The following is a 13267-nucleotide window of genomic DNA, read 5'->3' as shown; positions in this document are numbered from 1 at the left end:
TTGCTCCTCTTCAGACCAAATATAAAAAAGTCAGCTTTCACTTCCAGTTTACTTTGCCAACAATTCTGTTATTGTATCCTCTGATACAGCCCACATCCGCGCAATATCCTTCACCGACACCCCCTGTTGGAACATATTTTTCACAACTACACACAACATATTCCTCTGTTGCTCCAATTGTTGTTTTGCCTGTTCTATTTCTCTGTCCTTCTGCTCTATTTCCTGAGACTTCTGTTCTATTTCCTGAGACTTCTGCTCTATTTCCTGAGACTTCTGTTCTATCTCCTGAGACTTCTGTTCTATCTCCTGAGACTTCTGCTCTATCTCCTGAGACTTCTGCTCTATCTCTAAATCTTTCTGCCTGATCTCCTGTTCTTTCAGCATAATGGTCGTATCCCGCGACTCAATCTCCGACAAAATTTCATCTTCCACCTGCATTTCCCTCCTCACTTCCCGAGAAGCGGCGGCCATTACCAGACGATCCACCAAAAGGCGTCCTTCCTTATCCAGGCCTTCATCGTTAATCTGAAGCAAATGGTTATCTGCTTCCACACGGCAGTCCTGGTCGAAAACGCTCAGCAGACGTTCCAAATGATTACGGGCACGCCCTTTCAAAAAAGGAATCTGCACAATGATACTGTCATGCGTCAGGCTTTCGATAAACGGGTCAGGCACACCTTGCCTAATTTCCCGACTGTCATAATCCAAGTAACGTCGGCGCACATATACCACCGGTTCACTCAAGTCGCCCAGCTTATGCCCCAAAATATAAATGGAGATAATCGGCAGTCCATATCGAGTAGCGTGTCCTTCACCATGAATATTCTCCGCATCCAGATACTGTGTGCCCAAATACTGGCGGAACCGCAGGGTTTCCGTAGCCAGCCATGTTTTCTGCAACTCAATCAATACTAACTGTTCCCTACCTGCAGCATCTTTAATACGTGCGGAAAAATCAATGCGGAACAACGAAATACGAGTCTGACTGAGATTAGTATATTCGTTACGACGCATCTTCAGGTCGTGCACCTCCTGTTTCAGTAAGGCTGAAAGCAGTACCTTAGCTACACGCTCATCTTCCAACAGGAATTTGAACACGGAGTCATAAATAGGGTTGGCTATGATAATCATAAAAACGAACTGTTATCGGTTAGGATTGCAAATATAACAGATAATATCGGCTTATGCAAATTGGCAGGGACTATTAAAGGGAACGCAACAAGAAAAAAAAGAATCATTTTGCCATTTATTTCCACAGAATCCATAACACTTATCAATATTATACCTATATTTGCCGGACAATTTAATATAATATTTAAAATATATGAGCTATCTGATTACCCCCGAAGGATACAAGCCCTTGTTGGATTTAAAGCAGACTGAGTTGGGAATCAAACAAATAAAAGATTTCTTCCAACTGAATCTATCTTCCGAACTGCGCCTGAGACGTGTCACTGCACCGCTTTTCGTACTAAAAGGCATGGGCATCAACGATGACCTGAATGGCGTGGAACGACCGGTTTCTTTCCCCATCAAAGATATGGGAGACGCCCAGGCGGAAGTGGTTCACTCACTGGCCAAATGGAAAAGACTGACTCTGGCCGATTATCACATCGAGCCGGGCTATGGCATTTATACGGACATGAATGCTATACGGGCCGACGAAGAATTAGGCAACCTGCATTCGCTCTACGTGGACCAGTGGGACTGGGAAAGAGTCATTACGGAAGCCGATAGGAATGTAGAGTTTCTGAAAGAAATTGTATCGCGCATCTATGCCGCTATGGTACGTACTGAATATATGGTATATGAAATGTATCCGCAAATCAAACCTTGCCTGCCGGCCAAACTGCATTTCATACATGCCGAAGAATTGCGCCAGCTTTATCCACACCTGGAACCCAAATGCCGGGAACACGCCATTGCACAAAAACACGGCGCCGTGTTTATCATCGGCATCGGCTGCAAATTGGGAGATGGCAAGAAGCACGATGGCCGCTCACCAGACTATGATGACTACACCACACCGGGACTGAACGATCTGCCGGGATTGAATGGCGACTTACTGCTGTGGGACGAGGTGCTGCAACGCAGCATCGAACTTTCATCGATGGGTATCAGAGTCAACAAAGAGACCTTGTTACGCCAACTCAAACTGGAAGGACAAGAACAACGGCTGCAATTCTATTTCCATAAGCGACTGATGAACGACACCCTGCCCTTGTCTATCGGAGGAGGTATCGGACAGTCACGCCTCTGCATGTTCTATCTACGCAAGGCACACATCGGCGAGATACAAGCCAGTATCTGGCCTGAGGATATGCGCCAAGAATGTCTGAAACATCACATTCATTTGATTTAGCAGTTCTCCCAATACTACGCAAAAGACGCGGGATAAAGCATCAAGCAGTGCTTTCCCGTGTCTTCTGTCTTTTATTAAGTAATGGTAAAGAATAAGGTTTGAAGCTGCCTCCTGTCGCATGAACCAGTCTTTGCCGACACCATAGCTTACTATAAAATTCCAATAAAGCAAATTTAAGCAGCATCCTTCACTTCATTCGGATAACGTAACAGCATAATAACCCGAACCCATGTTGGGACAGACTCAACAGGCAATAAACGCTTCCGAAAAATCCTCCAGGCTATAAGCAGCAAATTGCCAAGCTATAGGCAGCGAATTTCTAAGCCATAAGCAATCGGCTTCTTATATAAAAGAAGCACCAATCTGACTATCAACCCATTATTATCCACATATCCTACCATTCAGACACAGCTCTGTATTCGTTCAAAGCTTCAATTTACCTCAAGGAAAACATAGCCTTTACACGTCCAATGGCACCCCTCAGCATCTACATGCTATATAACATAGTTTAGTAACACAGACGATAAATTGTGTATTTTTCAATTAATTCCTAATTTGCGCCCCATTAAAGTCAAAGACATGCCCATAAGCATGTCAAATTATTCATATTATAAAATTTGTAATATCATGAAAGTATATCAGACGAATGAAATCAAGAACATTGCCCTGCTTGGCAATGATGGCTCAGGTAAAACCACTCTCACAGAAGCCTTGCTCTATGAGAGTGGTATTATAAAACGCCGCGGCAGAATCACTGCCAAAAACACCGTCAGCGATTACTTCCCTGTAGAACAAGAATATGGTTATTCTGTATTCTCTACCGTATTTCATGTAGAATGGAATGGTAAGAAACTGAATATTATTGATTGTCCGGGCAGTGACGACTTTGTAGGAGCAGCCATCACGGCTCTGAATGTAACCGATACGGCCATCTTGTTGCTGAACGCCCAGTATGGTGTGGAAGTGGGTACACAAAATCATTTCCGCTATACAGAAAAATTGGGCAAGCCGGTTATCTTCTTGGTAAACCAACTGGATAGTGAGAAGTGTGACTATGACATGCTGCTGGAACAGCTGAAAGACATTTACGGACCCAAAGTCGTGCCTGTGCAGTACCCGCTGGCCACAGGACCCAACTTCAATTCGTTGATAGATGTACTTTTGATGAAAAAATATTCATGGGGACCCGAAGGCGGTGCTCCTACCATTGAGGAAATCCCGGCTGAAGAAATGGAAAAGGCTACGGAATGGCACAAAGCCTTGGTGGAAGCTGCCGCTGAACATGATGAAGGATTGATGGAGAAATTCTTTGAAGCCGACTCGCTGACAGAGGATGAAATGCGCGAGGGCATCCGTAAGGGACTGGCAGCGCGCGGCATGTTCCCCGTTTTCTGCGTATGTGCAGGTAAGGATATGGGTGTACGCCGCCTGATGGAGTTCTTGGGCAATGTAGTACCGTTTGTAGACGAAATGCCGCCTGTGCATAACACCCGCGGTGAGGTTGTAAAACCCGACCCCCAAGCTCCTACTTCGCTGTATTTCTTTAAGACGGCGGTAGAACCGCATATCGGTGATGTGCAATATTTTAAAGTAATGTGCGGCACGGTGCATGAAGGTGACGACTTTACTAATGCCGACCGTGGTTCGAAGGAAAGAATCGCCCAAATTTATGCTTGCGCCGGCGCCAACCGTATCAAAGTGGAGGAAATGGTGGCTGGCGATATAGGCTGTACGGTGAAACTGAAAGATGTGCATACCGGAAATACCTTGAACGCCAAAGGGTCAGAAAACCGCTTTAACTTTATCAAATATCCTAACCCCAAGTACTCGCGCGCCATTCGTCCAGTCAATGAGGCTGATACGGAAAAGATGATGTCTATCCTGAACCGTATGCGCGAAGAAGATCCTACATGGATAGTTGAACAATCCAAGGAATTGCGCCAGACGATTGTTTACGGACAGGGCGAGTTCCACTTGCGCACGCTGAAGTGGCGTTTGGAGAACAACGAGAAGTTACAGGTCATCTACGAAGAGCCTCGTATCCCTTATCGGGAAACAATAACAAAGGCTGCTCGCGCAGATTATCGGCACAAAAAGCAATCTGGCGGCGCTGGCCAATTCGGCGAAGTCCACTTGATAGTAGAGCCTTATTATGAAGGTATGCCTGCTCCGGATACCTACAAGTTCAATGGTCAGGAGTTCAAGATGAATGTCAAGAGCACGGAAGAGGTAGCGTTGGAATGGGGTGGCAAGCTTGTCTTTGTGAATTGTGTAGTAGGAGGTGCCATCGATGCCCGCTTTATGCCTGCCATTCTGAAAGGTGTCATGTCACGCATGGAACAAGGACCATTAACTGGGTCGTATGCCCGCGATGTACGTGTTATCGTATATGATGGCAAGATGCACCCGGTTGATTCCAATGAAATATCCTTTATGCTGGCTGGCCGTCATGCATTTAGCGATGCCTTCAAGAATGCCGGTCCCAAAATCTTGGAACCCATTTACGACGTGGAAGTTTTCGTGCCGTCCGACAAAATGGGTGACGTAATGAGTGACCTGCAAGGTCGCCGTGCCATGATTATGGGCATGAGCAGCGAAGCCGGTTATGAGAAACTGATTGCTAAAGTGCCATTGAAGGAAATGTCCTCCTATTCTACGGCCTTGAGTTCTCTGACAGGAGGTCGGGCTTCGTTCATTATGAAGTTTGCAAGCTACGAACTTGTACCTGGCGATGTGCAGGAAAAACTGATTAAGGAATTCGAAGAAAAACAGAACGAGGAATAACCAAATCGTTTGGGGTATATTTTTTAAATGGAAGCCGCTGTCTCTTGCAAAGAAGGGAATGGCGGCTTTCTTTTTGTATGATATTTCTTTTTTCACCGGCAGACGGTATGATGCTTTTGCGGAGTAATTTCATACATTCGTCATTTACATTTGCGAACGAGAAATGTAAATGCACGGAGTGAATTTATATTAAACAAAAAAGGCAGGCACTGGCAATATCTGTACCTGCCCTTTTCTCTGCTCTTGTCCGGACAAAATGGAAGAGCTTCATGCCTTCGCACCTCTGCGCAAATCTGCCCCAAAATAAATCATGCGACAATCCATTTTACGTACTGGGCATGCACGCTCTACCAAGTATAGTTCAGGCCAAAGCCTAAATTCTCATTGATTTGAAAATACGACCCATTTTCTGCAGGTGCCACTCCATCATCGTATCGGCCATAGACGTAAAGTGTAGCAGACAAATAGCGGTTAAGGATAAATTTAAATGTATTCTCCCACTCAATGCGTACTGTCTCATACGATGTCAGATAATCGAAACGAGAGGTAACTGTAACAAACGAAAAAATATTCCATGTCAAATTAGCCTTGACTTGAGAGCCGAAATCATGTTTCGTTGTATGCCCTTCTTCCAAGCCCAAAGCGGTTTCATCTACTTCTGGATTAGTCACAATCTTCATCGTATACGTTAAAGGCAAAAGCTGAACAGAAAGCGTCACTTTTGATTTGTTCAGTTTATAATCCATACCGATACCGGTAGTCCAATCTGCAGGCGAAAGAAAAGCAGCACTCATTGTCTGACTGTTGGCCCCATAACCGTTGCAAAACTGCGTCTTGAATTCTGTCGTTAAGGTATAATACCAACGATTGACAGCCTGCAGACCTAATTTAGATGCAATGCGCAACTGGTCATTGTTGATCAAATAGTTGTGATATTCATCCGAAGGTGCAGAAATAACCCCCAACTTGGCATCAAGCAAATTCTCCCACTGCCATTTTTCACGATCGTTATAGTTAGCATAAAGCTGAAGATTTCCCAATAAAGAATGAGTGCTTTCACCACCATTATACCAGTTGTCTGATATATGGTTCTGGGCAAACTGCAAAGAGCCGCTTCCCCCCGTAACCCACCAATTAGGTTTATGGATGACAACCTCGGCTTCGTCATCCGGTTTTACATACTTCATGCTTTCTGACGCAAAAAGTTTCAATACCGACGAACGCGGCTTCTTTTCTTTTGTTATCTTGTCTTGGAAAATCTGGACATCTTCAAGCTGGTCTTCCGTACAAACTACCCGATCCATCCGGTTAATGTAAGCCACTAACAGGGTTTTGTCCACACGTTTGCTCTCATTCTCCATTCTTCTGAAAGGAGCCATTTCTATGGATAAGAACTCGGGTTCAGGAGCACGAAGCGAATCAAGCCCCTCATCGAAACTCCAATGCAACTCAGAAAGGCGCCTGATAGGACGTTTATAATATGTAAAAGGCATAAATAAAAGGTAATAATCTGCATCATACGTCAGATAGCGTTCGGGAGTAGTAGGATCATTCAAATATTCCAATACTCCTAACAGACGTTCATAGGCCACAGACACCGTATCCAACTTATATTTCCCCGTACTTTTATCACGCATCAGCTTCAACACGAAATAAGGTTTCATCCAATCAGGCAATTCCGGGCGACGTTTGCGCACTTTGGCTCCTACTTTCGCAGTATCCGCCACCAGAGTGTCGGCATCAGACAAATTCAACGTATCAGCTGCAGACAAAACCAAGGTATCGGCCGCAGACAAACTCAAGCTGTCAGAAACTGACAATGACAGTGTATCGACACTGACTTCGGAACGAATAGGTTCCTTTACACTTAACGAGTCGGAAACTGTTTGCGCCCACGTCGTACTGGCACAAACCCACATCAGACACATCCAATAAACAAATTTGATCTTCCTCATCATTTTATCCCATTTAGGTTTCTTTGTTCAGAGTGCAAATTTAGCTTAAAATCACAGAGTGCCAAAGGCATTTTGAGAAATGTTCTAAGAAAACGTAGGCTCTTCCTCTTTTTTTTCCTACTTTTGCAAACAAATTGGCGGTAAACGATTCATTTGAAGCAGAAGGCATCCGTCAGACAGATAGTTTGACACTGCCCGAATCAACCGCGCTTAACTTAGAACACTCAATATAAAAACTTATAACTGTGGGAGAAACAAAGTACATTTTCGTAACCGGCGGAGTGGCCTCTTCATTGGGTAAAGGCATCATCTCCTCCTCCATCGGCAAGTTGCTACAGGCAAGAGGTTATAAAGTAACCATCCAGAAATTCGACCCGTATATAAACATTGACCCGGGTACCCTGAATCCGTATGAACACGGCGAATGCTATGTGACCGTAGACGGACACGAGGCAGACCTGGACTTGGGACACTACGAGCGTTTTCTGGGAATACAGACTACCAAAGCCAACAATATCACCACGGGACGCATATACAAAAGCGTCATCGACAAAGAACGCAGGGGAGACTACTTGGGTAAAACGATACAAGTTATCCCGCACATCACGGACGAAATCAAACGCAACGTGAAGATGCTGGGCAACAAATATAAATTCGATTTTGTCATTACCGAAATAGGAGGTACTGTGGGTGATATTGAATCACTGCCTTATCTGGAAAGTATCCGCCAATTGAAATGGGAATTAGGTCGCGATGCACTGGTGGTGCACCTGACCTATGTGCCTTACTTAGCCGCTGCCGGAGAACTGAAAACGAAACCTACCCAGCACTCTGTAAAGGAATTGCAAAGCGCCGGCATACAGCCTGACATCCTGGTATTGCGAGCTGAACACAATCTGAACGCCAACTTACGTAAGAAGGTAGCCCAATTCTGTAATGTGGACGAAGAAGCTGTGGTGCAGAGTATCGATGCTCCTACAATCTATGAAGTGCCTATCCTTATGCAAGAGCAAAAATTGGATGCCACCATCTTAAAGAAAATGGGACTTCCCGTGGGCGATACTCCAGGATTGGGACCGTGGCGTGCTTTCCTTGAACGTCGGCATAAGGCTGAAAGCACCGAACCACTACACATAGCACTGGTAGGAAAGTACGACCTGCAAGACGCTTATAAGTCTATCCGCGAAGCTTTGTCGCAAGCTGGCACCTACAACGACCGTAAGGTAGAAGTGGACTTCGTGAACAGCGAAAAGCTGACAGATGACAACGTGGCAGAAGCATTGAAAGGCATGTCTGGTGTACTTATCGGACCAGGCTTCGGCGAACGGGGTATACCGGGCAAATTGGTAGCTGCCAAATATGCCCGTACACATGACATTCCAACTTTCGGCATCTGTCTGGGTATGCAGTGCATGGCTATCGAATTCGCACGCAATGTGCTGGGATTGGCCGATGCCAACAGCCGCGAGATGGACGAGAAGACTCCTCACAATGTCATTGACATCATGGAAGAACAGAAGTCTATCACCAACATGGGCGGTACCATGCGACTGGGTGCCTACGAATGCGTACTACGGAAAGATAGCAAGGCATACGAAGCATACGGCACTGAACACATACAGGAACGCCATCGGCATCGCTATGAATTCAACAACCAATACCGCGAGGCTTACGAAGAAGCTGGCATGAAATGCGTGGGTATCAATCCCGAATCGGACTTGGTGGAAGTAGTGGAAATTCCTGCCTTGAAATGGTATGTCGGTACCCAATTCCATCCCGAGTACAGCAGTACGGTGCTGCATCCGCACCCACTGTTTCTGGCATTTGTCAAGGCAGCCATCGAAAATGAACAGAAATAAGCATCTACATCTATATATATTAGCACATAATTATATAAGCATACGTTTCAATGGATAAAAACACCATTATAGGACTGGTCCTCATAGGCATACTGCTGGTGGGCTTCAGCATACTGAGCCGCCCAAGCCAAGAGCAACTGGAAGCCCAGCAACACTATTATGACTCCATCGCCCAGGTGCAACAACGCGAAGCCGAACTGAAAGCTAAAGCCGAAGCTGCATTGGCAAACGAGAAAGCAGCCCTGCGCAATGACTCGACTGCACTTTTCTTCCAAGCACTGCAAGGCAAGGAAGAATTGATTACGATAGAGAATAACGTAGCCAGCCTGACCCTGAACACGAAGGGAGGCTCTATCTACCAGTCGATATTAAAAGAATATAAAGAACAAGACAAGGAAACGCCCCTGACATTGTTTCGGGGAGGCGATGCCTCGCTGAACTTTTTGTTCTATAACTTGGAGGAAACCATACAGTCGAAGGACTACTATTTCACACCTGTCAACCGTACGGACAGTACCGTGACGATGCGTCTCCAAGCCGACAGCACAAGTTACATCGACTTCGAGTATGCCATGCACCCAGACAATTACCTGGTAGATTTCAATATACGGGCTGTAGGTATGGAAGGCAAACTGGCTGCCACAAATAAACACGTAGACATCGAATGGCGCGAACGTGCCCGACAGATAGAAAAGGGATATACCTACGAGAACCGACTGGCCGATTTGACTTATAAAATAGAAGGCGAAGGTACTGACTACCTTTCAGCCAATGCAGATGACGAGCAGCAGGTTGCCGAACGTCTGGACTGGATAGCTTTCAAGAATCAGTTCTTTTCGGCTGTGCTGTTGAGCGAAGCGGGGTTTGAAAAAGCGCACCTCACCTCGAAAATGGATCAAAAGGGCAGCGGATACATCAAGGATTACAGTGCCGAAATGAACACGGCTTTCGATCCTACCGGTGCCTCTCCCACCCGTCTCTATCTCTACCTCGGCCCCAACCACTATAAGACGCTGACGGCTCTGGATAAAGGACGTGACGAGAAGTGGGAACTGAACCGTCTGGTTTACCTGGGTTGGCCTATCATACGCTGGGTAAACAAATGGATCATCATCAATATCTTTGACTGGTTGCAAGGTTGGGGACTGAGCATGGGTATCGTATTGCTGCTGCTGACGCTTATCGTCAAGATTGTTATCTTCCCCACAACTTGGAAAACCTACATGTCATCTGCCAAGATGCGCGTGCTAAAGCCTAAAATCGATGAAATCAATAAGAAGTATCCCAAGCAGGAAGATGCCATGAAGAAGCAGCAAGAAATTATGGGTATCTACAGCCAGTATGGAGTCAGCCCCATGGGCGGATGCCTACCGATGCTGTTACAGTTACCTATCATTATAGCCCTGTTCATGTTTATCCCCAGTGCCATCGAACTGAGGCAGCAGAGCTTCTTGTGGGCAGATGACCTGTCGACGTATGACGCCCTCATCACCTTCCCCTTCAGCATCCCGTTTATGGGTAACCACCTCAGCTTGTTCTGCCTGCTGATGACTGTGACCAACATTCTGAATGCCAAGTTCATGATGCAACAGCAAGACACGGGAGCCAACCCGCAGATGGCTGCTATGAAGTGGATGCAATACCTGATGCCTGTCATGTTCCTGTTCATATTGAACGACTATCCATCAGGCCTCAACTATTACTACTTCATCTCAACCCTCATCAGCGTGGTGACCACCATTATCCTGCGCCGTACGACGGACGAGGCTAAACTGCTGGCACAATTGGAAGCCAACAAGAAAGACCCGCGCCAGATGCGCAAGACCGGATTCGCTGCCCGACTGGAAGCCATGCAGAAGCAGGCCGAGGAGATGCAAAGACAGCGCATGGAACGCGGAGGCAAACATTAATGTGACCTTCCCTAATTAACACAAAAGGCCGTGCTTCGCATAGATGAAACACGGCCTTTATTTTGCGATTCATACAGATTTGAACAACTTTAGCAGATTGAACGACTTATGCAAACGACGAAATACACCAACAAACAAATCTGGCACATAGCCTATCCCATCCTTATCAGTCTACTCATGGAGCAGATGATAGGTATGACAGACACCGCCTTTCTGGGCCGCGTGGGCGAAGTAGAACTGGGTGCATCGGCCATTGCCGGCGTATTCTACATGGTTATCTTTATGGTAGCCTTTGGCTTCAGCATAGGCACACAGATTCTCATCGCACGGCGCAACGGCGAAGGAAACTACCGCGAGATAGGCTTGCTGTTCTATCACGGCATCTACTTCCAGACGGTTCTGGCTGCAGTGATGTTCACACTCAGCTATTTCCTGTCGCCCATGATTCTGGAGCGCATCATCTCCTCACCCCAGGTGTGCCGCGCTGCCGAGGACTACCTGCATTGGCGCGTGTTCGGTGCCTTCTTCTCTTTCAGTGCTGTCATCTTCCGTGCCTTCTTCCTGGGTACAGTGCAGACAAAGACGCTGACGCTTAACTCGGTAGTCATGGTGCTGAGCAATGTGGTGTTCAACTACATCCTTATTTTCGGAAACTTTGGATTCCCGCAAATGGGCATTGCCGGCGCCGCATTGGGTTCGTCGCTGGCCGAGGGGGTATCGCTGCTCTTCTTCATCATCTACACCCGCCGCCGTATTGACATCCGCAAGTACGGACTGGACCGTGTGCCCCGCTTCTGCCGGGGAGTGCTGCGCCGCATGATGAGCGTGTCGCTCTGGACGATGGTACAGAACTTCTTCTCTCTGGCCACGTGGTTCCTTTTCTTTCTCTACATCGAGCATCTGGGCGAGCGGGCCCTGGCTGTGACCAACATCGTACGCAGTGCTTCAGGTATTCTATTCATGGTAATGATGGCTTTCGCCTCTACCTGCGGGTCGCTGACAAGTAATCTGATCGGACGGGGACACTCTGCCCAAGTGCCGGGTCTCATCCACCAGCACATCCGGCTGGCCTACCTCTTCGTATTGCCACTGGCCCTGTTGTTCACGATTTTCCCGGAAGTCATTCTGAGTATCTATACCGACATGCCCGACCTGCGTCAGGCCGCCGTTCCCTCCATGTGGATGATGTGTGCCACCTACCTGATGCTCGTCCCTGCCAACGTCTATTTCCAGTCGGTATCCGGCACGGGCAACACGCGGACTGCCCTGGCGCTGGAGTTGAGCAGTCTGGTCATTTACACGGCCTACATCACCTGGATTATTCTCTTCCTCCGCCTCGACGTGGCTCTGTGCTGGAGTGCCGACCTGATATATGGAGTATTCATCCTACTGTTCTGCTGGCTTTATATTAAATATGGTAAGTGGGTAGGTAAGCAAATCTAATAACTCCGTCGTGTTCACAACCACATAACACTGCAAGAACTCGGCAGCTTCTCTGCAGAAATTTGCAATACCTTTGCAGTAAACCCGCAACCGCTTTGCAGCAACCGGAAAAGGGCTTTGCAGCACGACTGCAAAGGAGATGCACAGCAGACACCCGGCAAAGGCGCCACACGGAAAAGGGAGTCTGGAAACGGTCCAAACCAATTCCAGACTCCCTTTTTGTTGAATCAAACAACGTTTCCGGTCAACGTCTCCGTTCTGTGTAAGCCTTATACTGCTCCTCGGTCATAATCTTCTGCAGACTCTGCTCGTAAGCATCGCGGGCAGCACGGCGCTCTTCGACAGCCTTCTTGCGCTCGGCCTCAAATTTCTCTATTTCTTCTTTCGACAAAGGCGCACGACGGCCGTCCACATAGGGACAGTCTGGCGCATGATGTCCGTCTGCGCAATAAGCCTCGCAGCAATAATCGGCATGGCGCGGTGCTCCGCAGCAACCGCCGTGACGGTAAGCACGATGCCCTTGGCGATGATGGCGGCGGTAGTCGCGACGACCGTCAAAACGCCGGAACGGTTCTGTTTCGCCACGTTGCTTCAGCCATGTCACGTTAGCCTCGGTCAGTTCCTTCACCTGATTCTCGTCCAGCCCGTAACGCTCGGCCATGTTGAGAGCCATCCATTCGGCACGCACGCGCAGACGTTCCTCCGAATAATCACGTCCACTATCCTGCGCTTTCACACTGCCAGCCCCCATCAGTAAAGAGACCAACAGACACACAAATGTCAAATTCATTGTCTTCATACACAAACTAAGTTTAATGATTACAGAGATTTGACACAAAGGTATGTAAAAAGTTTAATGAAAGTCCTCTCTTTTACATTAAATTAGTAACTTCGCACACGCAATTGTCCCTGCTTGCAACATCCCTTACGGAGGAAAGATTGTTCAGGGCAGAT

General features: G+C 47.2%; 8 protein-coding genes. 5 read left to right on the top strand and 3 right to left on the bottom strand.

The annotated features are described in order from the left end of the window. Nucleotides 1–48 precede the first annotated feature (48 nt). Complete coding sequence (locus tag B5F34_RS09135) at nucleotides 49–1131, bottom strand: hypothetical protein (RefSeq protein WP_204245592.1); 1083 nt, start codon at nucleotides 1129–1131, stop codon at nucleotides 49–51. A gap of 193 nt (nucleotides 1132–1324) precedes the next feature. On the opposite strand from B5F34_RS09135, the gene asnA reads away from it, so the two are divergent. Next, nucleotides 1325–2362 (top strand): aspartate--ammonia ligase, encoded by a 1038-nt coding sequence (gene asnA, locus B5F34_RS09130; RefSeq protein WP_087337693.1) that lies wholly within the window; start codon nucleotides 1325–1327, stop codon nucleotides 2360–2362. A 627-nt stretch (nucleotides 2363–2989) separates the two neighbouring features. After that, complete coding sequence (locus B5F34_RS09125; RefSeq protein ID WP_087337828.1) at nucleotides 2990–5146, top strand: elongation factor G; 2157 nt, start codon at nucleotides 2990–2992, stop codon at nucleotides 5144–5146. A gap of 347 nt (nucleotides 5147–5493) precedes the next feature. On the opposite strand, the gene B5F34_RS09120 is transcribed toward B5F34_RS09125, so the two are convergent. Next, entirely contained in the window at nucleotides 5494–7104 is a 1611-nt protein-coding gene (locus B5F34_RS09120) for a DUF3078 domain-containing protein (RefSeq protein WP_087337690.1), read from the bottom strand. Nucleotides 7105–7346: 242 nt separating this feature from the next. Here B5F34_RS09120 and B5F34_RS09115 point away from each other — a divergent pair, with 242 nt between their 5' ends. From B5F34_RS09115 to B5F34_RS09105, 3 genes are all read left to right on the top strand, one after another. Further along, a complete protein-coding gene (locus B5F34_RS09115) occupies nucleotides 7347–8960 on the top strand; it encodes a CTP synthase (protein WP_087337687.1) in 1614 nt (537 codons plus the stop codon). A 50-nt stretch (nucleotides 8961–9010) separates the two neighbouring features. After that, entirely contained in the window at nucleotides 9011–10870 is a 1860-nt protein-coding gene (gene yidC, locus B5F34_RS09110) for a membrane protein insertase YidC (protein ID WP_087337684.1), read from the top strand. Between the two features lie 108 nt (nucleotides 10871–10978). After that, on the top strand, nucleotides 10979–12313 hold the full coding sequence (locus B5F34_RS09105; protein ID WP_087337681.1) for an MATE family efflux transporter: 1335 nt from the start codon (nucleotides 10979–10981) through the stop codon (nucleotides 12311–12313). Nucleotides 12314–12557: 244 nt separating this feature from the next. Here the strand turns inward: B5F34_RS09105 and B5F34_RS09100 are convergent, their stop codons facing one another. Continuing rightward, nucleotides 12558–13112 (bottom strand): DUF4890 domain-containing protein, encoded by a 555-nt coding sequence (locus tag B5F34_RS09100; RefSeq protein WP_087337678.1) that lies wholly within the window; start codon nucleotides 13110–13112, stop codon nucleotides 12558–12560. Nucleotides 13113–13267: the final 155 nt, after the last annotated feature.

It is taken from the genome of Mediterranea sp. An20 (assembly GCF_002160055.1).
Taxonomy (GTDB): domain Bacteria; phylum Bacteroidota; class Bacteroidia; order Bacteroidales; family Bacteroidaceae; genus Bacteroides; species Bacteroides avicola.
The sequence above is the reverse complement of the archived record's forward strand: the minus strand, read 5'-3'. Positions and strand labels throughout refer to the sequence as shown.

What these genes read in the sequence shown, in the direction of transcription:
- B5F34_RS09135 (WP_204245592.1), bottom strand. Translation starts at nt 1,131, where the DNA reads ATGATTATCATAGCCAACCCTATTTATGACTCCGTGTTCAAATTCCTG.
- B5F34_RS09125 (WP_087337828.1), top strand. Translation starts at nt 2,990, where the DNA reads ATGAAAGTATATCAGACGAATGAAATCAAGAACATTGCCCTGCTTGGC.
- B5F34_RS09105 (WP_087337681.1), top strand. Translation starts at nt 10,979, where the DNA reads ATGCAAACGACGAAATACACCAACAAACAAATCTGGCACATAGCCTAT.
- asnA (WP_087337693.1), top strand. Translation starts at nt 1,325, where the DNA reads ATGAGCTATCTGATTACCCCCGAAGGATACAAGCCCTTGTTGGATTTA.
- B5F34_RS09120 (WP_087337690.1), bottom strand. Translation starts at nt 7,104, where the DNA reads ATGATGAGGAAGATCAAATTTGTTTATTGGATGTGTCTGATGTGGGTT.
- yidC (WP_087337684.1), top strand. Translation starts at nt 9,011, where the DNA reads ATGGATAAAAACACCATTATAGGACTGGTCCTCATAGGCATACTGCTG.
- B5F34_RS09100 (WP_087337678.1), bottom strand. Translation starts at nt 13,112, where the DNA reads ATGAAGACAATGAATTTGACATTTGTGTGTCTGTTGGTCTCTTTACTG.